This is a genomic window from Staphylococcus sp. GDY8P120P (assembly GCF_017892065.1).
Taxonomy (GTDB): domain Bacteria; phylum Bacillota; class Bacilli; order Staphylococcales; family Staphylococcaceae; genus Staphylococcus; species Staphylococcus nepalensis.
The window spans coordinates 114,477-135,742 of the sequence record NZ_JAESKI010000012.1; the positions used below are offsets into that span (position 1 = coordinate 114,477).

The window sequence follows — 21,266 nt, forward strand, 5'->3', positions numbered from 1 at the left end:
TATGAAATAAGATAAGCCGTGAGCATTAATCAAATTGATTTGCTCACGGCTTTTTAATACCACTTTATAACATTTGGTTTCAAATTATATGAATTTAGCAATTCGTTATTTAGTGGATTTTTTCCAACTATCATCACTCAACATTTCACCTGGCCATGTGTATGCCATCACACCACCGTCGATTGTAATTGATTCACCAGTGATAAACGAGCTATCATCTGATGCTAAAAATGCAACAAGTTTACCTACTTCTTCAGGCGTTCCTAATCGACCTAAAGGCGTCATCCACTTCTGATTTTCTCTGAATATTTGTCCATTTTCCTCGGATTTTGTCCCCGTCAATTTATCTATAAGTGGCGTTTCTATAGTACCGGGAGCGATTGCATTTGCTCTAATATTTTCACGGCCGTATTCAATTGCCGTTGAACGCGTAAAATTAATAATGCCTCCTTTTGCGGCATTATAACCCGAACGATTTAGGTCTGCAGCATGGCCCGAAAATGACGAAGTATTAATAATGGAACCGCCTTTTGACATCATTAATGGTAAGAAAAACTTTGTCATGAGAAATGTTCCTCTTAAATCTACACTCATAATTTTGTCAAATACATCAATTGGATATTCATGAATACGGCCTGCTGGGTTATCAACACCTGCATTATTAAATAATACATCAATTTGTCCATAATCCGATTCAATAGATTGAACCAGTCGTTCTATAGCATGCTCATCTGAGACATCAACTGTATAGCCTGAAGCTTTATACCCGGCATTATTAATTGCTTTCACAGTGTCATGGACAGATTCTGATATATCGACAGCTAACACGTGCGCGCCTTCCTCAGCCATAATGCGAGCAGCGGCTGCTCCAATGCCGGTACTCACACCAGTTAATACAGCGATTTTGTTATCTAATCTTCCCATATATTACACCTCTTTTTTAATTTTTCTTTCTTCTGTTTCAACCCTCTTTATTTTATTCATTTCCTTTTTTAATTAACTTTGAAACTTATATGTAGTCTTATCTATTGCTACTACTTGTTTGTCACATACTTACAATATATTTTTAAAAATTTATAATACTAATTTCAAAATGAGTTTGTTATAATTTCGATAACTTACTGAAGGAGGTCGTTACGGTGTCTTCAAATATGAGAGAAAAACCAACAGTTATTAATAGATTTTTAAATATCAAAGATAGATCTGTTCAAAAAAATAAATGTTTAATTGAATAATATTTAAATAAAGTATCACAAATTATGTTATTTATTGTAATATAAAGAACAAAAATGGGTAAATAATACTTACAAAAGTAAATTTACCTCACTTGTTTAGGAGGACATTATGGAACGCATAGGCCTAGTAGATATCGGATCAAATACAATTAGATTAGTTATCTTTGAGTTCGATTCAAAAACAGGATTAAATGAAATTTTAAATATTAAAACACCGGCACGTTTGAGCCAATACTTAACCGATGATTTAACTATGAACCAAGATGGTATCGACGTATTGACATCCACACTACACAGTTTTAAAGCAGTTGCCGATAAATTCAAAGTAAATGAATTACATCCTATTGCTACTGCCGCGATACGACAATCTACGAACCAACACGCTATTATCGAACATATCAAAAATGAACTTAATATAAATATTAAAATTATCCCTGAGCAAGAAGAAGCATTTTATGGGTTTTATGCCATCACACACACAACTGATGTAGAAAACGGTGTGTCTATCGATATCGGTGGTGGCTCTACAGAAGTCACTTTATTCAAAGATAAGGCAATGATTGAAGCACATAGTTTTCCATTTGGCGTGGTAACATTAAAACGAAAATTCTTTGAAAATAAAGATCATAATGATAAATCTGCTATTAAAGCGATGGAGAAATTCTTATCCAAGCAATTTGAACAACTTCCATGGTTACAAGATAGAGAAATTGCCTTAGTAGGAATTGGTGGCTCAGCTCGTAATGTTGCACGTATACATCAATCTGAGCATTCTTACCCTATCGGTGGCGTTCATAACTACACAATGTCTGAGGAAGATATTGATGAGGTTTATACAATAATCAAGAAAAGTTCCCGTGACGCGTTAAAAGACATAGATGGATTAAGTAGAGATCGCATAGACATCATAATACCTGCAGTTTCCGTATTTAAAACACTGTTCAAAAAGATAAATGCCACACACTTTACTTTCTCACGTAAAGGACTACGTGAAGGTTATGTTATGAAAACAATCGCTGAACGCCATCCTCGAGAATTTAGAAAAGAAAATATTCAAAAAGATGCATTATATCATTTGGCTAACGAGTATAGCATTGAAGAATCAAGTGCAAAACAACGCGTCAAATTAGCCCAGTCATTGTTAACGCAGCTTATTGAACTAGACAAAATTCAAGTTACTCATAAAGAACAAGCACTATTTGTTGAAGGCGCGTATTTATATTATTTAGGTAGATTTATTGATTCTGATTCGAGTTCGCCCCACACCTATTATATTATTGCGAATTCAATGATTGATGGCTTCTCACATGAAGATCGTGTCAAATTAGCAATGTTGGCAAGCTTTAAAAATAAATCACTGTTAAAATTTTACAATCAAGAAACGAAATGGCTACGCGGTAAAGCGTTAGATAACATTCAATTTTTAGGTGGCATTATCAAATTTGTAAACGCGCTCAACATATCACATACAAACCCCGTTGAACGTCTCGAATTACGTCACGATAGTAATGGATTCACGTTATACGTTCATTATATTGGTGAACCAATTGCTGAATCATACCAATCTCTTAGACAAAAAAAACATATCGAGAAAATTTTAAAAGAAAATCTTTCTATCATCTTTACAAAATCTTAAAATTCATATGATAAATTATACGTAGTAAAACATGTTATTAAGACTACAATAAGGTGGAATTAGAATGGTGCAGAAGAAATTGGGAGAGAAGGATTTAAATTTACCAAATTATTATAACAATAGAGAATTAAGCTGGTTGGACTTTAACTATAGAGTGTTACAAGAAGCAGAGGATAAAAATAATCCATTATTAGAGCAACTTAAATTCATTTCTATATTTAGTTCCAATTTAGATGAATTTTTTATGGTTCGTGTAGCTGGTTTACAAGACCAAGTTAAAATGGGATATGATAAACCAGAGAATAAAGCACAATTAACGCCTAAAGAACAGCTCGAACAAATAAAGATTAAAAATACAAAATACGTAGATTTACAATATAAACGTTATAAAGCGTTAACTGAAAATTTAAAACAACACCGTGTTGAAATAACACGTCCTGAATTATTACCTGAGTCATTATTGTCGCAATTAGAACACGAATTTAAAACAGGTATCTTACCTACATTAACACCATTAGGTATTGATGCTTACCATCCTTTCCCAAAACTTAATAATAAAAGTTTAAACATATTTGTAGATATCGACACAGAAGAAGCAATCAATTCAGCTATTGTACAAATTCCTTCATTAATCCCACGATTTTATACGTTAAATCAAGGGCAAACTCAATACGTTTTAATGTTGGAAGATATCATTATATTTTATATTCATCTTTTGTTTACTGGCTACGAGGTATTAAACACCTTTACATTTAGGATCACACGTAATGCAGACTTAACCATTCATGAAGATGGTGCCGAGGATTTATTAATTGAAATAGAACGCTTTTTAAAAGAGCGAAAACGCGGTACCGCAGTGCGTTTAGAGGTAGATGGACGACACGCAACGCATGAAGACATCCTCTGGATTATGAACCAACTGGAAGTTTATGACAACGATGTCTATTTTGTAGACGGTCCTTTGGATTTAACTATGTTGTTTGGGCTAGTTGATTACTTATCTAATCGGTTAAAGCATTTAACTTATAACAAATATGTACCACAACCACCTCAATCATTAGAAAGTGAAGATATATTTGATTTATCTTTAAAACGGGATATTTTCTTTCATCACCCCTATGAATCATTTGAACCAATTGTAGACTTTATTCGTGAAGCTGCAAATGATCCTAGTACAATTGCCATCAAACAAACACTGTATCGTGTAAGTAAAGATTCTCCTATTATCAATAGTTTAAAGACAGCTGCTGAAAATGGTAAACAAGTGACAGTGCTTGTTGAATTAAAAGCACGCTTTGATGAAGAAAATAATGTTCAATGGGCTAAAATGTTAGAAGACGCAGGGTGTCATGTCATTTATGGCATGACTTATTTAAAAACACACAGTAAAATTTCGCTCGTAGTGAAACGTACTAATAATCAACTTACCTCATTTGTACATTTAGGTACTGGAAACTACAATGACAAAACTGCAAAATTATATACAGATATGGGTATCATCACAACAAACAAAGCAATAGCAGAAGATGCCATCAACTTCTTTAATTACCTGAGCGGCTATACACTTAAACCGGAATATAATAAGCTCATTGTTGCACCATATGATATACGTGATGTATTTTTAGCTCGAATCGATAATGAAATTAAACTTCACCTTGAACATGGTAATGGGAAAATTATGATGAAGATGAACTCTTTAACAGATAAAGATATTATTCTTAAACTATTTGAAGCCTCACGTGCTGGTGTTCAAGTTCAATTAATTATTCGTGGTATATGTTGCTTAAAACCTGGTATACCAGGCATCAGCGACAACATAGAGGTCGTAAGTATCGTTGGCCGTTTTCTTGAGCATTCGCGCATATATTACTTTCATAACAACGGAGATGAACAAATTTATCTCTCTTCAGCTGATGCAATGACACGTAATATGATTAAACGCGTAGAAATATTGTTCCCGGTAGAAGATAAAGCCATCGCAAAACGTTTATTAGACTATATGAATTTACAATTATCAGATAACCAAAAAGGTCGTTATCAAGACCAACAAGGGCATTATCATTACATTCATAACAATTTGTCACCATTAAATTCTCAAGCCTATCTAATGAAAGAAGCTATCACATTTGGCCAAAAATTGAAGGAAGCTTCAACCCGCCCTGAAGCATCTCCCATACAATCTAAAAATAGATGGTTTTCTAAATTAAAAGACACTTTTAAACGCTGAGTGTACTTGTAATCATGCTTAAAATTAACTTTACCTATAACCAAAAAGCGCCTGAGACATAAATTAACGTCTGAGGCGTTTTTATAATCTTAATACTCAATGACAAATTAAATTTCATCCATCAGACACCATCCATGAAATATGACATTTTCATTATGACATGCTCTTTGCTATTCAACCTCATATATGTCGTTATACATTTTGGTTTTAAACCCATTTCAATTATTAATCTTTGTTATAATGAATGCATATAATTTCCTATACGAGGTGGTTTATCCATGATAGAACTTAAAAAATTAAAAGCGCATTTTCCATTAATAAATGAAATGCAACACTATAACCCTATATTTTGGAAAAATCCAAATTTCCGTAAAAATGCAACATTTCCTTTTACATTGAATGACATAGAAGATGCAGCAGCAAGATTAGAACGTTTTAGCAGTTATATTCGTAAAGTTTTTCCTGAAACCGAAAAAGATAATGGCATCATCGAATCTCCACTAAAAGCAATCCCTTTCATGCAACAAGCATTAACTAAATCTGAACATCTCGAACAAAGTGGTAAATTATGGCTTAAATGCGATAGTCATCTTGCTATATCAGGTTCTATTAAAGCGAGAGGTGGCATATATGAAGTTCTTAAATTAGCTGAAACAATTGCTATACAAGATGGTAGTTTAAAACAATCTGATGATTATCAAGTTTTAGCAGAGCCCTATTTTAAGGATCTCTTTAACCAATATACGGTTGCCGTGGGTTCAACTGGCAATCTCGGTTTAAGTATTGGTATGATGAGCGCCCAGTTTGGTTTTCAAGTAACCGTGCATATGTCTAGTGATGCGCGTCAATGGAAGAAAGACTTACTCCGCTCCCATGGTGTTGAAGTGGTAGAGCATCAATCTGATTATCAATATGCGGTAGCTGAAGGAAGAAAAGCTGCAGAAAGTGATCCTACATGCCATTTTGTTGATGATGAAGGTTCTGCTGATTTATTTTTAGGCTACACAGTCGCTGCATTACGATTAAAAACACAACTCAGTAATGAAGGGATACAAGTAGATGCAGAGCATCCCCTTTTTGTATACTTACCCTGTGGTGTTGGCGGTGGCCCTGGTGGTGTCGCTTTTGGTTTGAACCAAGTATTTGGTGAGCATGTATATTGTCTATTCGCTGAACCAACACATGCGCCTTGTATGACTTTAGGCATGATGACACAATATCATGACCAAATAGCTGTCACAGATATTGGTTTAGATGGACAGACAGATGCAGATGGCCTTGCAGTCTCGAGACCTTCTACACTGGTTGGTGAAATTATGAACACATTATTATATGGTGCTTATACAATAGAAGATCAACAAATGTATCGCTATTTATATATGCTTAGTGAAAAGGAACAAATATTTATTGAACCATCTGCAGCTGCAGGCTTCGCAGGAATAAAGGAAGTATTAAATCATGCAGATAGCCATAAAATTAACCTAGCTAACGCTAACCATATCGTTTGGGCGACAGGAGGGAATATGGTACCTAAAGAAGAAATGCTCAAATACGTAGAACAAGGAAAGCAATAATATCATATAAACAGAAACTGTAAAGCATTCTTTTAAAATGCTAGCCCTTATACAAGCGCCTTAGCGCTTGTATTTCTTTTCCCTATTCTTCCTTATTGGGTCGGGTAGCGAAATCATTTTATAAAATACGATTTCTACCCTAATCCCTTCTTAACTTTATGATCTAAAAACAATATACCAACTATCCTTCTAAATAAATGGTAACAATTATTTTCTGAATATTTATTGAATTCTAAATTTAACTGTGTTAAAGTATGTTTTATCAATTCACTTTAGTTCGGTAGAGAAACAAAGTAATCAATAAAGGATGGTCATTATATTATGAATACGCAAACACTTATTACTAATAAAGAATATGAATTAGATTTTTTAAAACACTTTCAGCAAGCAGGTTTTAGTCTTGTTGATTTTAGTTTTATAGAATCTTTATCTTGGCAATCACTTACTTCTGATGATTTACAACAAATGACTGAGCGTAGTTTTTGGCAACATGACCATCATATTTTTGCGTTACGCAATGATTTTACTGATCAATTACTACGTTACTATAGTAACTATCAACCGCAACAACAATGCATTGCCTATGCTGGACCAATTGTCAGAAATAATGAAGTTTATACTCAGTTGGGTATTGAACATTACAACCCAACTGTTAATGATATGCAAAACGACTTTAAAACATTTTACCAATATATTAAATATACATTGAACGATGATATTGATTTCGTCATCTTAGGTCATTATCAATTAATTGATTTATTATTATCTTCTAAAGCTCAAACACAACGTATTTTAAACCTTGTACAAGAGCGTAATATTTCAGAGTTATCAGCTCAATTAGGTCTTGCTCACCCTGTGGTTCAATTATTAACTACTAAAACAACTGAGCAGCTCGATCTATTAGGTCAATTGTTTCCCAATGATCACCGTACCATTCAATCATTACGTCGTTGGGAACAATGGTTTAAATCACAAGGCATTACAGAAATTCATTTAGATATCACACCCCAGCCGCCGCGCTCTTATTACAAAGGCGCTTTTATGAGATGTCATTTAAAAAACAACAAAACAAAACGACTCACAGGTGGATTTTATAAAGGCCCGTTAGAAGGTTTTGGTTTAGGATTTATACTTTAACAAAGGAGAGAATGTCATGCTTACTGTCGCATTAGCAAAAGGGAGACTACTTAAAAGTTTTATTAAGTATTTAAATGAGGTTGAAGAACCAAACATCGCGCGTGCACTGGAACAAAGAGAACGCCAATTATTAATAACTGTAAATGAAATACAATTCATTTTAGTAAAAGGTAGTGATGTACCGATTTATGTAGAACAGGGTGTAGCAGATATCGGTATTGTCGGAAGCGATATATTAGAGGAAGGCAATTATGTTATTAATAATTTGCTTGATTTACCGTTTGGTGAGTGTCATTTCGCACTAGCGGCTAAACCAGAGACACATACATTTAATAAAGTTGCGACTTCATTTACACAAACGACACGTCAGTATTTTGAAGCACAGGGTCTAGATGTAGAACTTGTTAAGCTATCTGGTTCAATCGAATTAGCATGTTTAGTCGATATGGTAGATGGTATAGTTGATATCGTTCAAACAGGCACCACTTTAAAATCAAATGGTTTAGTCGAAAAAGATCAGATTAAAAATGTTAATGCAAAATTGATTACAAATAAAGCATCATACTTTAAAAAATCATCTGAAATCGATGATTTAATTAAAATATTGGAGGTGTCTCTCATTGATTACAAATAAATCAACATTTTTAAATAACTATTTAAATCAATCATCATTAAATGAAGATTTATATCCCATTGTTAAGTCCATTTGTGACAACGTTAAGCAACAAGGCGATGAAGCATTAAAACATTATAATCAACAATTAGATCATGTAGATACGCCCCAATTAGAAATTCCAAAAGATAACTTAAAAATAGCCTATAACCGTATTGATGCATCACTACGTGAAGCACTTGAACATAGCCACGCAAGAATCAAAGCGTATCAAACCTCAATTAAATATGATCATCAACAAACATCTTCTGAATGTTATGAGTTATATCATCCTTTAGAACGGGTTGGTGTCTACGTTCCAGGTGGGAAAGCCAGCTATCCTTCTACCGTATTAATGACTGTAACGCTTGCAAAAGTTGCCGGCGTGAGCAATATCGTAGTCGTAACGCCACCACAACCCGAAGGCTTACCTGATGTTGTACTTGCTTCATGTTATATTGCTGGGGTTGATCAAGTTTATCAAGTAGGAGGTGCTCAAAGTATTGCTGCGCTTGCTTATGGCACAGAAACTATTCCCAAGGTAGATAAAATTGTCGGCCCTGGAAATCAATATGTTGCTTACGCTAAAAAGTATTTATTTGGTCAAGTCGGTATAGATCAAATTGCTGGCCCAAGTGAGATTGCGCTAATCATTGATCATACAGCTGATTTAGATGCCATCACTTATGATGTTTTTGCGCAAGCAGAGCATGATGAATTGGCTAGAACATTTGTTATCAGTGAAGATGAAGTATTATTACACCAATTAGAAGATAAAATTCAACAAGCCCTATCACAAATTGAACGTCAACCCATCGTTGCAGCAAGTTTGGCACATAACCATTTTTTAATTGCAGTAGACGATTTCGCAGAAGCATGCGATTTGATGAATCAAATTGCTCCAGAACACGCTTCTATTCAAACTAAACAACCATACAATTATTTAAATCATGTGAAATATGTAGGCGCACTTTTCTTAGGTCATTATTCTCCTGAAGTGATTGGCGACTATGTTGCTGGTCCAAGTCACGTGCTGCCTACGAATCAAACGGCACGTTTTACAAATGGATTATCTGTAAATGATTTCTTAACACGTCATTCTGTCATAGATTTATCCCAACAGACATTTAATGATATCGAACAATCAGCACGTAGGTTAGCGAACGTTGAGCACTTATATAACCACGAACAATCAATTGAAACACGAACAGCAAAGGAGACGCACAATGATCAGAATTAACAAAAATGAAAGCCCACTCAAACCATTATCTAATGAACAGCTTGCAACAATTATTCGACAGGCGGCATTTAATCTTTACCCCGATGATGAATATGAACGCTTTAAACAAGCTTACGCTGAGTACCATCAAATATTACCGGATCAAGTCATCGCTGGTAATGGATCTGACGAACTAATTCAAAAATTGATGTTAATCATGCCAGAAGGCCCAGCGTTAACATTGAACCCTGATTTTTTTATGTACCAAGCATACGCACAACAGGTTGCGCGCCCTATTGAATTTGTATCGTCAAATCCAGATTTAACTTTTGCTCTCGAAGATATTCTTAATCGTATTGAGGAAGTACAACCGTCATTCTTTATTATGAGTAACCCACATAATCCATCAGGTGTGCAATATAGCACAACTTTTTTAACAGCTATTGCTGACAAGATGCATGCTGTGGGCGGGTATTTTATTATCGATGAAGCTTACTTAGATTTTGGTGAGCCTTATGACATCAAGATGCAACCTCATATCATTCAAATGCGCACGCTCTCTAAAGCATTCGGAATTGCTGGGTTGCGTCTAGGTGTGTTAATTGGTACAACAGACACAATTCAACTCATTCAAAGAATCGAACACCCTTATCCCTTAAATACCATCACACTTCATATTGCAATTTACATGTTTGAACATCAAGCAATGATACGTGATTTTGTAAAACATCAAAGACAACTCGCACATAAACTTAAAGCAATGTTTAATGAATTAGTATCAGATGTAATGGTTGTCTATCCTTCTGCAACTAATTTTGTCTTAACTAAAGGCGCAACTGCACAAAGTTTGGGTAGATATATTAAAGCGCATGGTTACTTACCGAGATTATATGACGAACCAGAAATGGCTGATTATGTACGCTATTCTATTGCAACAGATGAACAATTAGATGAATTATATACGCTTATTAAAAATTGGAGGTCAAACTATGATAGTCAACAAAACACGCAATACAGCTGAAACCCAATTAACGATTTCTCTTGCTGATGACCACCGTGAAAGCCATATTAATACAGGTGTTGGATTTTTAGATCATATGTTGACACTCTTTACATTTCACAGTCAATTATCTATCAAAATAGAAGCAAATGGTGATACACAAGTAGATGACCATCATGTTACAGAAGATATCGGTATTGTACTTGGCCAATTATTATTAGAACTAGTTAAAGAACGAAAATACTTTCAACGCTATGGTGTAAGCTATTTACCAATGGATGAAACACTAGCGCGTACAGTAATAGATATTAGCGGTCGGCCTTACTTGTCTTTTAACGCGCAATTGAGCAAAGAGAAGGTAGGCACATTTGATACTGAACTTGTAGAAGAATTTTTCAGAGCATTAGTAATCAATTCACGTCTAACAACACACATTGATTTGCTACGTGGTGGTAACACGCATCATGAAATCGAAAGCATTTTTAAATCATTTGCGCGTGCGTTAAAAGATGCATTAACACCAATCGATATTAAGGTTACACCCTCTTCTAAGGGCGTGATTGAATGATTGCCATTATTGACTACGGTTTAGGTAATATTAAAAATATACAACGTGCGATAACACATTTAGGCTATGAAACGAAATTAACGGATAAAAAAGAAACTATTATAGCAGCAGATATCATTATCTTGCCTGGCGTAGGTCACTTTAAAGATGCTATGCAAGCTATTGAATATCGTGGTTTGAAAACTATTTTACAATCTATAACAGACAAGCCTATTATCGGTATTTGTCTAGGTATGCAGCTGCTATTTGAGCATAGTGATGAAGGTCATGTGAACGGGTTACAACTTTTCCCAGGAAATATTATACCTATCCATACAGCTTATCCAGTACCCCATTTGGGTTGGAATAATTTAATTAGCAACCGTAACCTTTTAACACAAGACGTCTATTTTGTACACTCATACCAAGCTGAAATGTCTGAACACGTGATTGCTTATGCAGATTATGGCGCATTAATTCCGGCAGTCGTCCAATATAAAAATTATATCGGCATCCAATTCCATCCAGAAAAAAGTGGCGAAGGTGGTTTGGCTATACTTAACCAAGCTTTGAAAGGCGGTTTCTTAAATGATTAAAATTTGGCCAGCAATTGATTTAATCAATGCAACAAGTGTAAGGCTAACAGAAGGAAAATATGATTCAGAAGAAAGAATGACACGTAGCGCTGAAGAAAGCATTACTTTTTACAATCAATTTAACTGTGTCAATCGTATTCACATCGTTGATTTAATCGGCGCAAAGCAACAAACCTCAATTGAAAAAAACTACATTAAACACCTAAGAACCTTAACAAATAAACCTATGGAAGTCGGTGGTGGAATCCGTAGTCATGAAACTATAGATGCCTACCTAGATGATGGCATTGACTATTGTATTATAGGGACTAAAGGCATTCAAGATATGGATTGGTTAACTGAAATGGCTCATGAATATCCAAACCAACTGTATCTTTCGGTAGACGCTTATCATCGTGAAGTGAAAATAAATGGTTGGGAACAAGATGCACAATTGGATTTATTTGATTTAGTTAAACAAATTGAGTCGCTGCCCTTAGGCGGTATCATTTATACCGATATTTCTAAAGACGGCCGCTTATCCGGGCCCAATTTTGAAATAACTGCTCAACTCGTAAAAGCAACTCAAAAACCTGTTATCGCTTCTGGTGGTATTCGTCATCAACAAGATTTAACACAATTAGAAAATGCTGGTGTCTATGCTGCAATCGTTGGTAAGGCCGCGCATAACGCTGATTTTTGGGAGGGGTTATCATGATTAAAAAAAGAATTATACCCTGTTTAGATGTTAAAGATGGGCGTGTTGTCAAAGGCATACAATTTAAAGGCTTACGCGATATTGGTAATCCTGTTGATTACGCACTTTATTACAATGAGCAAGGCGCGGATGAGTTAGTCTTTTTAGACATATCTCGTACGGAAGCCGGACACGGGCTCATGCTAGATGTAATTGAAGAAACTGCTGAAAAACTTTTCATCCCGTTGACTGTCGGTGGCGGTATATCCACAATCGATGACATTTCTCAATTGTTAAACCATGGTGCTGATAAAGTCTCTCTCAACTCGAGTGCATTAAATCACCCTAACTTTATTAAGCAAGTTAGTGAAAAATTTGGTAGCCAATGTATATGTATAGCAATTGATAGTAACTTTGACAGTGAGTTAAATGATTATTTTTGTTATACGCATGGTGGAAAAAAACGTACAGACAAACGTGTGTATGATTGGGTTCAAGAAGTCGAGTCACTAGGTGCTGGAGAGCTTTTAATTACCAGTATGACGCATGATGGTATGAAACAAGGCTTTGATGTCAAACACTTACATGAAATTGAGCAACTTGTTAATATCCCCATTATTGCTTCAGGCGGCGGTGGAACACCAAAACATTTTGTTGACTTGTTTAAACAAACTAATGTATCAGCAGGACTAGCTGCTAGTATACTACATGATAAAGAAACAACGGTAGATGAAATCAAACAAACAATGGCACAAGGAGGTATCCCAATTAGATGACTCAACAACCAGATTTTAGTAAAGGGCTTATACCCGCAATATTACAAGATGTCAATACGAAACAAGTACTGATGCTTGGATATATGAATGAAGCAGCTTATAACAAAACAGTCACTCATGGATTAGTTTGTTTTTATTCTCGTTCTAAAGAGCGCTTATGGACTAAAGGTGAAGCATCTGGCCATACACAAGTTGTGCAAGATATTCATTTAGACTGTGATCAAGACACTTTACTAATTGATGTAATACCAAATGGCCCCACTTGTCATACTGGTAGTCAAAGCTGTTTCAATACTGATGTACCGTTTTATATACAACAATTAGAAGATGCCGTGAGCGATAGCGCAGCATCTCATAAAGAAAATTCGTATACGCAATATTTGTTAAACGAAGGTTTGGAAAAAATAACTAAAAAATTTGGTGAAGAAGCATTTGAAGTTGTCATCGGTGCGATGAAATCTGATCACCAAGAAGTGACAAACGAAACTGCTGATTTAATGTACCACCTTTTCGTACTATTACATGCTTTAAATATAGAATTTAAAGATGTTGAAGCGGTGCTTGCACAACGGCATCAAGTACCAAATAACTTTAAAGGAGAACGTTCAGATATTAAAGATTGGTAATTCAATTACTTTGAATATATCTTTATTGAACATAAAAGCAGGAGTGATTTTGTGAATTTCACGCAATCACTCCTGCTTTATTTTATCGATATAAATACAAGTTTTTAAATAATCATTATGGCTTCATAAGTTCTTTTTTAAATAATTCTGCTTGTTTTTCGACAGAAATCAAGTCTGCATAAATAGCTTCGTCCATTGGATAAAAAATGACATTATCATTTTTTACAGCTTTATTGTTATGCCATATATCAGAGTTTACAAAGTTATTATTCGGTTTTTGGCCATCTTCAGTTGGTACTAATAAATAATCACCTGAGTATTCATTGAATTTTTCTTTTGGCACTTTCATGTATTTTTCTTTTGGCATCACTTCTTTAGCTTCAGGATCTTCTTTTAAGCCAAACCCTTCGTATATTGCTTCACTACCCCGCCCAAACCTGGGACCGAATTGGTAAATATCTTTAGCTTGGATATCCATAATTGAAAATGTTTTATCTTCACCGATATGTGATTGGATTGCTTTACCATCTTCCGCTAATTTTTTCGAAAGCTTGTCGGCTTGTTTTTTAGCTTTTGCTTCTTGATTGACTAACTTCCCTATTTCGATATGTGTATCTTTGTAATCCATATTTTGAACTTTAAGTGGCACAGTTGGTGCTATTTTCGATAACTTTTTATTATTTTTATTTTCTTTATATGTAATGATTAAATCTGGTTTCAATTTGGCTGCCGCTTCAACGTCCTCTGGGTCAATCTTTTTAATTTTATCCATATTTAAATATTTAGAATCAGGAAAAACACTCGTTATCGCAATAGGTTTAACACCTAATTTTTTAAAATTGCCATAATTGGCAGTTAATACTAATACCCTTTTAGGGTTTTTTGGTATTTTAACTTTACTACCATCATCCGTAGTATAGGATTTTGTACCTTTGTCCTCTTTAGAATTGGACTTACTTGAATCATCCCCGTTGCCGCATGCTGCTAAAAATAATATTAAACATAACATTGTAATTAAAATTCTTTTCAAAATAATGACCTCTTTCATAATATATTACTTTCATTATAATTGAAAACGATTATCAATATCAACTTAATTATTATTATTTTTAAAATAATAGTTATGTAATAATTTCATGTTTATTATATAGACGTTATTTAGTAAATTAACTTTTCATATTATGATACTTAACATAAATCACTGAAATAAAAATCTTTCACCAATTCACTATAATGTACAGCTATATAATATATTACCGCAATACAATAAGCGTAGGCATGTAATTGCATTATTATACTACTGTCTAGTAAAGAGGCTATATCTCATATACATATTTCAAATTAGGCATTTACAGCATAACAAAAATTCAGGCTAAGACATTTAATTAATGTCCTAGCCTAGTTTAATTTCATCTATTATTATGTTTTTTATCTCTTATTAAAAGTAAATCACTTTAAACTACAGTTCCAATATCATTAAATCTTCATCGTAATAAATAGTACCATCGTATAGCGCTTTAGGTTCTACACCATATTTGCTAAAACCTAATTTTTTATACAATGAAATAGCAGCGTTATTTTCCGAAAGTACTGATAAGTTTATCGTTTTAATTAAACCTTGTTCAGTCACAACATCAATTATTTTTTGAATTAATTGTTGCGTGATGCCTAACTTTCTATAATTTGGGTCACAGTAAACCCCGACTAAATTACCTTTATGCTTAATTTTATTTAAGGTTTCGCTATAAAAAGTTGCAAAACAAACCAATTTTCCGCCATCAAACGCACCTATCGTAAAATGGGTAGAAGTACAAACTAACCTTTTTTTAAAATTTTCAATGGGGAAATTAATTTCTCGTTGATACGTTGATGCAAACCCTCTAGGATCCGTTTGAAGTGATTTCAAACGAAGTGAACGATATGCTTCTACATCATTGCTATTAAGATACCTAAAATTCATTGTCTTCCTACTTTCCGTGGACGATATACATGTCTAATTTGCCGAATGATACCCAAAGGCATCAGAAAAATAGCTTAAACTGGCCTAACTGTTATTTCATTTACATTCACATGGCTTGGTTGTTGTAATGCATAAACTACTGCTTCTGCAATGTTTTGAGGGTCTAATTTCTTACGTCCTCCCCAATCTGTATCTCCGCTTAAAGGTGTATCCACCATGCCAGGAGATATGCTCGTAACGCGAACGCCTGTTTTAGCTAATTCCTTTTCTAATCCTTGCGTAATCGTATGTACAGCTACTTTTGTAGCACTGTAAATTGTACTCGATTTCGTGACTTCAAAACCAGAAATAGAAGCAATATTAATAATATGTCCACTGGATTGTTGTAAGAAAGTTGGCAAGACTGCATTAATACCATATAAGGTGCCTTTTACGTTTACATCAATCATTGAATCCCACGCGGTTACATCACCTTCAGAAATAGCGGAAGAAAGCATTTGTCCTGCGCTATTAACCAAGATATCTACATGACCAAACTTATCCTTTGCATACTGAACTAAACGTGCTACATCGTTTTGTTGTGTTACGTCGACTGTTAATAAGTCAATATGTGTAGCATTCTCCTTAGAACGAATATGATCAGCAACATCTTTAAGTCGTGTTTCGTTACGTCCAGATAATAATACTTGTACACCCTTATTAGCTAATTCCTCTGCTATACTAGCACCTATACCACTGCTTGCGCCAGTAACGATTGCAACTTTATTTTCTATTTCAACCATTTAATCTTCCTTTCATTTCATTATTATTTATATTACTAAATTACCCTATTCACATGTATTCTACCATGGATAACCGCTTACAAAACAAAAATTCATCTTATTAAGAAGCACTTGCTATATTTCATAATTAATTATAAAGTGGGTATATAATACATATCTTAATCATTATTTCATCATATCGTTAAGGAGGGGTTATTATGGACTTTGAAGACAGCATCACACAATTAAGACAATCCATTGATAGAACCAGTTTTAGTTTCCGCTTTGAACAATTATTTGTTAAAGAAGATTGGCTTAAACTATCATTAACTAAACGACAACAATTAGAACGTGAATTCCGCAAGTTTGTAAACGAAAGTGATAAGTTACGCATTCCATACGCTTCAGAAGATCACATTCGAATGCGTATGTATAATGCTGTTTATGACTATAATGAAATCAAACATAACTTTAAAGCTTATGTTTAACATTAAAAACGTTACATGAACTTAAACGACATATAATACAAGAAAAGCCTACATTACTAAATGAACAGTAACATAGGCTTTTCTATTTTTTAAGGGCTCTAAATAAATCATGAAAGATGATACTAGGGAGAAAAATATGCATGAAGTTGAATACAAATCATACGATGAAAGATACGTGTATTCAACTTCAATACTGCTAGATGAATACAGCATATTAATTATTGACTAGTAGCTTTTTTTCTAAACCATAGTTGTATATTTTTTCTGCATCAATATAAGCTATATAATCAATACTTCTGTATCCATCTTTAATATCATTGATAATACCTTGGTTCACACCCGTACGAGTGTAAATTTCATAACTGCTTTCATTTGAAAAAATGACTTCTTCAATTACTTTTCTCATTTAATAATCACTCCGTATTTTTTCTTTCGTTAAGCATTGGTATCTTCTACACTCTTATCATAATCTATAATATTAAGAATTAAAAGGTTTTTGTGATTCATTTCACAAATTTATCACTTTTCATCTTTTTCTCTTTTTTTAGCGACCATTCAGATTGACAATCTTAATTTCCTTAATGCTAAAAATACTTTTGTTAGGTCTTTCATAGGTGTTCATAAAAAATGATTTATGCTTTATCATTTTTTGAACGCATCTGCGGTTATGCTCAGTTCGCACTTATACAATTTATATACAAGTTCTATCTTTTACATTCTAAAGTTTATTTAGACGCCTGAATATGCATTAAATTCGCCATCTACGGGTAAGACAACACCATTAACAAAACTAGAGGCTGGCTTACTTATTAAAAATAATAATGCGCCTATCAATTCATCAGGTTGCCCAAACCTTTTCATAGGTGTTGCGTTCAATATTTTTTGAGAACGCTCTGTATAAGTTCCATCTTTATTTAAGTGTAGTGATTTATTTTGATCTGTTAATAAAAATCCAGGTGCAATCGCATTAACGCTTATATTCGTTTGTGAGAAATAAACACTTAGCCATTGGGTGAAATTACTTACTGCAGTTTTAGCACCACTGTATGCCGGTATTTTAGTTAAAGGGCTAAACGCGTTCAAAGATGAAATGTTAATCATCACTGGGCCTTCTTTATCTATCATATCTTGTGCAAACACTTGTGATGGAATAAATGTACCTATAAAATTTAAATCGAAGATGAAACCTAGAGATTGTTCATCTAAATCAAAAAATGTTTTCAAATCTTTTTGACTGTTGACATCGTATCGCTCATCGTCTGTGGTACCTAGGGGTGGTTCTCCCCAGCGCCATTAATCAAAATATCTATCTTGCCAAATGTATTGTGGACGATTGTCTTAGCTTTTTCTACTGCTTTTTTGTCTATAACATTAGCAACAATGAATATTGCTTTACCTCCCATACCTTCAATGCGTTTGGCTACTGCTTCACCTTTTTCTTGATTCATACCAATGATTAATGATTGCGACATTAGCACCACATTTTGCTAAGGATTTTGATCATTTACTTCCGATAACGTCGGCGCCACTTGTTATCACAACTGTTTTATACGTTAAGTCTACTTTAAATGGTAGCATGTAACAGCCTCCTTATACTTGATTGCTTTTTTGTATTGCTTCATATAAACCATTTAAATATGTTGCACCTAGAGCGCGATCATATAAACCATATCCAGGCTTGCCTATTTCTCCCCAAATCATGCGTCCATGGTCAGGCCGAATGGGCCCTTCATACTCAAAATCATGTAATGCTTTAATAACTTTATACATATCGATTGATCCCTCTTCAGATAAGTGTGCAGACTCTTGGAATGATTTATCTCCAACTAATTTCACATTACGCGCGTGAACGAAATGTACGCGCCCTTTTTTACCAAAATAGGTTAGCATATCTGGAAAATCATTTTTCTTATCTGAACCTAGCGATCCGGAACACATCGTTAAACCATTATGTTTTGAAGGATGTAATTGAATAAAACGTTCTAGATTTGCCTTACTCGTTATAATTCTTGGTAAGCCAAATATATTCCAAGGTGGGTCATCTGGATGAATGGCCATTAATATGTCTTCTTCTTCTGCTACTGGGATTACTTTATTTATAAAATATGCTAAATGTTCCCATAATTTTTCTTCATCTATCACTTTATACGCCTCAAAAAGAGACGCCAAATCTTCTTTAGAATAACTTGAATCCCAACCAGGCAATGATAATTCTCCTTTTAGTGGGTCCATTTTAGCAATGTCATATTCATTATATATCAGTGCTGTAGAACCATCTTCTAACCGATAATCTAATTGAGATCGTGTCCAGTCAAAGACAGGCATAAAATTGTAGCAAACTACTTTGATACCGGCTTTTCCTAGGTTACGTAGGGTTTGACAATAATTTTCAATATATTGGTCTCTAGTCGGTTTACCTAATTTAATATCTTCATGTACTGGTACACTTTCTATCACTGAAAGTTCTAAGTCTGCTGATTCAATTTCTTTTTTCAAAGCGCTTATTTTTTCAAATGGCCATACATCACCTACTGGAATATCGTAAATCGCACTAACAATACCTCTCACACCTGGAATTTGCTTAATATACTCTAAACTGATTGGATCATCTTTCCCGTACCATCTAAACGTCATTTTCATAACAAATAGCAGCTCCTTTTCAAATTAATTTAAAATAATAATATGCATTGTTGTAACAAATATTTTCTATTAATTTTTTGAGTAACATTGGATCATTTGGAATTTCACCAATTTCTACTAAATTCCCTATAAATGTACATAAGATTCTACGGAAATAATCATGTCTCGAATATGAAATAAAGCTTCTTGAATCTGTTAACATGCCAACAAAGTGCATTAATAACCCTTGATCGGCGAGTGAAGTCATCTGATTTAACATGCCGCGTTTTGTATCATTAAACCACCATCCTGCACCGTGTTGTATCTTACTTTGGATGCCTGGTTCGTTTTGGAAATTTGCAATTGTTGAACCTATAATGTCATTAAACATTGGGTTCAAATTATAAAGTATTGTTTTAGGTAAATGACCTTCGGATGCCATCATATTGAGCAAATGATTTAAATTGAATGCTAAGTTTTGTTGATCACGAATGGAATCAAATCCAGCGTCTGGACCTATTTCTTCAAAACCTTGACTATTATTATTTCGTATTGCGCCAAAATGTATCTGCATAACCCATTCTCTTTCGGCGTAAAATTTACTTAATTCGTTTAATAAAAAGGTTTGGAATTGGGCATTTTCGTACGATGTTACAATTTCCCCTACTTGACTTTTTTTAAATATGTCTTGAATTTCCTGTTCAGTGTAAGGTTGATATTCTAATGTATTCAGTCCATGATCTGCTAGTCGTCCGCCTTTACTATGAAAATATACTATCCTTTGCTCCAATGCATCTATAAATGTTGAAACATCACGAATGGGTTGTGTCAATGCGCTCAATGTGTCAATAAATGTGACAAATGCTTTTTCACCTATTTTAAAAGCAACATCTGGTCTAAAGGCAGGTAATACTGTTGTCTTAAATTTTGTTTGAGCTTTGATTTCATCATGGTACGCTAAATCATCTGTAGGATTATCCGTTGTACAAATTAATCGTACATTAGACTGTGTAATTAATGTTTGTGTCGTCACGTGGTTTTCTTTTAAATATTGGTTCACTTCATCATAAATACGGTCAGCATTTGCTTCGTTTAAAACTTCATGTACATTAAAATACATTGCAAGTTCTAAATGAGACCAATGGTATAATGGGTTCGCTACAGCATTTTCTAACGTTTGTGCCCATTTTCTAAACTTTTCTCTGGGGTGTGCATCGCCTGTAATATAGTATTCATTAATGCCTTGAGCTCTCATGGCTCTCCATTTATAATGGTCTCCACCTAACCATAATTCTGTAATATTATCGAAGTGTCTGTTATCGCTAATTTGCTTAGGATCTAAATGACAATGGTAATCATAAATAGGCATATCTTTAGCATAATTTTGATACAATGATTTTGCTGTCTCATTGTGCAACATAAATGTTTCAGTGATAAATTTAACTGACCACAATTTGTGGGAATAAAATAAAAACACTTTCGTTGAATTCGTATAAAAAGAATTTAAACGGAGGAGTTTTTTATATGAAAAGAGACG

The 21,266-nt window shown here is 34.1% G+C and carries 20 protein-coding genes and 1 pseudogene; 13 read left to right on the forward strand and 8 right to left on the reverse strand.

Features of this window, described 5'->3' with window-relative positions; genetic code table 11:
• Nucleotides 1-105: 105 nt before the first annotated feature.
• Nucleotides 106-924 (reverse strand): SDR family oxidoreductase, encoded by an 819-nt coding sequence (locus tag KA900_RS09060; protein WP_119488106.1) that lies wholly within the window; start codon nt 922-924, stop codon nt 106-108.
• 417 nt (nt 925-1,341) lie between these two features.
• On the opposite strand from KA900_RS09060, the gene ppx reads away from it, so the two are divergent.
• The 12 genes from ppx to hisIE all read left to right on the forward strand — a co-directional run bounded on the left by ppx (nt 1,342) and on the right by hisIE (nt 13,901).
• The gene (gene ppx, locus KA900_RS09065; protein WP_182478051.1) at nt 1,342-2,871 is read left to right on the forward strand and encodes an exopolyphosphatase; all 1,530 of its coding nucleotides are present in this window, start codon (nt 1,342-1,344) and stop codon (nt 2,869-2,871) included.
• Between the two features lie 67 nt (nt 2,872-2,938).
• Nucleotides 2,939-5,098, forward strand: a complete 2,160-nt coding sequence (locus KA900_RS09070) for an RNA degradosome polyphosphate kinase (protein ID WP_170006909.1) — start codon at nt 2,939-2,941, stop codon at nt 5,096-5,098.
• A gap of 278 nt (nt 5,099-5,376) precedes the next feature.
• Nucleotides 5,377-6,672: a D-serine ammonia-lyase gene (locus tag KA900_RS09075; RefSeq protein ID WP_103373340.1), complete on the forward strand. Its 1,296-nt coding sequence runs from the start codon at nt 5,377-5,379 to the stop codon at nt 6,670-6,672.
• Between the two features lie 321 nt (nt 6,673-6,993).
• A complete protein-coding gene (locus tag KA900_RS09080; protein WP_103373341.1) occupies nt 6,994-7,809 on the forward strand; it encodes an ATP phosphoribosyltransferase regulatory subunit in 816 nt (271 codons plus the stop codon).
• Nucleotides 7,810-7,825: 16 nt separating this feature from the next.
• Nucleotides 7,826-8,443, forward strand: a complete 618-nt coding sequence (gene hisG, locus KA900_RS09085; protein WP_103373342.1) for an ATP phosphoribosyltransferase — start codon at nt 7,826-7,828, stop codon at nt 8,441-8,443.
• Nucleotides 8,433-9,701, forward strand: coding sequence for a histidinol dehydrogenase (gene hisD, locus KA900_RS09090; RefSeq protein ID WP_369967532.1), 1,269 nt, complete (start codon nt 8,433-8,435; stop codon nt 9,699-9,701). Before hisG ends, hisD begins: the two co-directional genes overlap by 11 nt.
• Nucleotides 9,688-10,701: a pyridoxal phosphate-dependent aminotransferase gene (locus tag KA900_RS09095; RefSeq protein ID WP_119488108.1), complete on the forward strand. Its 1,014-nt coding sequence runs from the start codon at nt 9,688-9,690 to the stop codon at nt 10,699-10,701. The genes hisD and KA900_RS09095 overlap by 14 nt, the downstream gene beginning before the upstream one ends.
• Nucleotides 10,670-11,248 (forward strand): imidazoleglycerol-phosphate dehydratase HisB, encoded by a 579-nt coding sequence (hisB, locus tag KA900_RS09100; protein WP_096808464.1) that lies wholly within the window; start codon nt 10,670-10,672, stop codon nt 11,246-11,248. Before KA900_RS09095 ends, hisB begins: the two co-directional genes overlap by 32 nt.
• Nucleotides 11,245-11,823 (forward strand): imidazole glycerol phosphate synthase subunit HisH, encoded by a 579-nt coding sequence (gene hisH / locus KA900_RS09105; protein WP_096808463.1) that lies wholly within the window; start codon nt 11,245-11,247, stop codon nt 11,821-11,823. The genes hisB and hisH overlap by 4 nt, the downstream gene beginning before the upstream one ends.
• Nucleotides 11,816-12,520 carry a 1-(5-phosphoribosyl)-5-((5-phosphoribosylamino)methylideneamino)imidazole-4-carboxamide isomerase gene (gene hisA / locus KA900_RS09110; RefSeq protein ID WP_119488109.1) on the forward strand — a complete coding sequence of 235 codons (705 nt, stop codon included), beginning with the start codon at nt 11,816-11,818 and terminating at the stop codon, nt 12,518-12,520. Before hisH ends, hisA begins: the two co-directional genes overlap by 8 nt.
• The gene (hisF, locus tag KA900_RS09115; RefSeq protein WP_103373345.1) at nt 12,517-13,275 is read left to right on the forward strand and encodes an imidazole glycerol phosphate synthase subunit HisF; all 759 of its coding nucleotides are present in this window, start codon (nt 12,517-12,519) and stop codon (nt 13,273-13,275) included. The genes hisA and hisF overlap by 4 nt, the downstream gene beginning before the upstream one ends.
• Nucleotides 13,272-13,901, forward strand: coding sequence for a bifunctional phosphoribosyl-AMP cyclohydrolase/phosphoribosyl-ATP diphosphatase HisIE (gene hisIE / locus KA900_RS09120; protein ID WP_096808460.1), 630 nt, complete (start codon nt 13,272-13,274; stop codon nt 13,899-13,901). The genes hisF and hisIE overlap by 4 nt, the downstream gene beginning before the upstream one ends.
• 115 nt (nt 13,902-14,016) lie before the next feature.
• On the opposite strand, the gene KA900_RS09125 is transcribed toward hisIE, so the two are convergent.
• The 3 genes from KA900_RS09125 to KA900_RS09135 form a co-directional block, all read right to left on the reverse strand.
• Complete coding sequence (locus KA900_RS09125) at nt 14,017-14,931, reverse strand: ABC transporter substrate-binding protein (RefSeq protein ID WP_210139463.1); 915 nt, start codon at nt 14,929-14,931, stop codon at nt 14,017-14,019.
• Between the two features lie 429 nt (nt 14,932-15,360).
• Complete coding sequence (locus KA900_RS09130; protein WP_115341950.1) at nt 15,361-15,861, reverse strand: GNAT family N-acetyltransferase; 501 nt, start codon at nt 15,859-15,861, stop codon at nt 15,361-15,363.
• Between the two features lie 74 nt (nt 15,862-15,935).
• Entirely contained in the window at nt 15,936-16,643 is a 708-nt protein-coding gene (locus KA900_RS09135) for an SDR family oxidoreductase (RefSeq protein WP_096808457.1), read from the reverse strand.
• Nucleotides 16,644-16,840: 197 nt separating this feature from the next.
• Here KA900_RS09135 and KA900_RS09140 point away from each other — a divergent pair, with 197 nt between their 5' ends.
• Complete coding sequence (locus KA900_RS09140) at nt 16,841-17,110, forward strand: DUF1413 domain-containing protein (protein ID WP_096808456.1); 270 nt, start codon at nt 16,841-16,843, stop codon at nt 17,108-17,110.
• Between the two features lie 214 nt (nt 17,111-17,324).
• Here KA900_RS09140 and KA900_RS09145 read toward each other — a convergent pair whose 3' ends face one another.
• From KA900_RS09145 to uxaC, 4 genes and pseudogenes are all read right to left on the reverse strand, one after another.
• Entirely contained in the window at nt 17,325-17,516 is a 192-nt protein-coding gene (locus KA900_RS09145; RefSeq protein ID WP_096808455.1) for a hypothetical protein, read from the reverse strand.
• Nucleotides 17,517-17,839: 323 nt separating this feature from the next.
• Nucleotides 17,840-18,688: pseudogene (locus tag KA900_RS15000) on the reverse strand (SDR family oxidoreductase).
• Nucleotides 18,689-18,700: 12 nt separating this feature from the next.
• Nucleotides 18,701-19,750, reverse strand: a complete 1,050-nt coding sequence (uxuA, locus tag KA900_RS09155) for a mannonate dehydratase (protein ID WP_119487859.1) — start codon at nt 19,748-19,750, stop codon at nt 18,701-18,703.
• Nucleotides 19,751-19,769: 19 nt separating this feature from the next.
• Nucleotides 19,770-21,182: a glucuronate isomerase gene (uxaC, locus tag KA900_RS09160; RefSeq protein ID WP_281064102.1), complete on the reverse strand. Its 1,413-nt coding sequence runs from the start codon at nt 21,180-21,182 to the stop codon at nt 19,770-19,772.
• Nucleotides 21,183-21,266: the final 84 nt, after the last annotated feature.

What these genes read in the sequence shown, in the direction of transcription:
- hisF (WP_103373345.1), top strand. Translation starts at nt 12,517, where the DNA reads ATGATTAAAAAAAGAATTATACCCTGTTTAGATGTTAAAGATGGGCGT.
- hisIE (WP_096808460.1), top strand. Translation starts at nt 13,272, where the DNA reads ATGACTCAACAACCAGATTTTAGTAAAGGGCTTATACCCGCAATATTA.
- KA900_RS09075 (WP_103373340.1), top strand. Translation starts at nt 5,377, where the DNA reads ATGATAGAACTTAAAAAATTAAAAGCGCATTTTCCATTAATAAATGAA.
- hisB (WP_096808464.1), top strand. Translation starts at nt 10,670, where the DNA reads ATGATAGTCAACAAAACACGCAATACAGCTGAAACCCAATTAACGATT.
- uxuA (WP_119487859.1), bottom strand. Translation starts at nt 19,750, where the DNA reads ATGAAAATGACGTTTAGATGGTACGGGAAAGATGATCCAATCAGTTTA.
- KA900_RS09080 (WP_103373341.1), top strand. Translation starts at nt 6,994, where the DNA reads ATGAATACGCAAACACTTATTACTAATAAAGAATATGAATTAGATTTT.
- KA900_RS09135 (WP_096808457.1), bottom strand. Translation starts at nt 16,643, where the DNA reads ATGGTTGAAATAGAAAATAAAGTTGCAATCGTTACTGGCGCAAGCAGT.
- KA900_RS09145 (WP_096808455.1), bottom strand. Translation starts at nt 17,516, where the DNA reads ATGAGAAAAGTAATTGAAGAAGTCATTTTTTCAAATGAAAGCAGTTAT.
- hisG (WP_103373342.1), top strand. Translation starts at nt 7,826, where the DNA reads ATGCTTACTGTCGCATTAGCAAAAGGGAGACTACTTAAAAGTTTTATT.
- hisH (WP_096808463.1), top strand. Translation starts at nt 11,245, where the DNA reads ATGATTGCCATTATTGACTACGGTTTAGGTAATATTAAAAATATACAA.
- KA900_RS09060 (WP_119488106.1), bottom strand. Translation starts at nt 924, where the DNA reads ATGGGAAGATTAGATAACAAAATCGCTGTATTAACTGGTGTGAGTACC.
- KA900_RS09095 (WP_119488108.1), top strand. Translation starts at nt 9,688, where the DNA reads ATGATCAGAATTAACAAAAATGAAAGCCCACTCAAACCATTATCTAAT.
- hisA (WP_119488109.1), top strand. Translation starts at nt 11,816, where the DNA reads ATGATTAAAATTTGGCCAGCAATTGATTTAATCAATGCAACAAGTGTA.
- KA900_RS09140 (WP_096808456.1), top strand. Translation starts at nt 16,841, where the DNA reads ATGGACTTTGAAGACAGCATCACACAATTAAGACAATCCATTGATAGA.
- KA900_RS09130 (WP_115341950.1), bottom strand. Translation starts at nt 15,861, where the DNA reads ATGAATTTTAGGTATCTTAATAGCAATGATGTAGAAGCATATCGTTCA.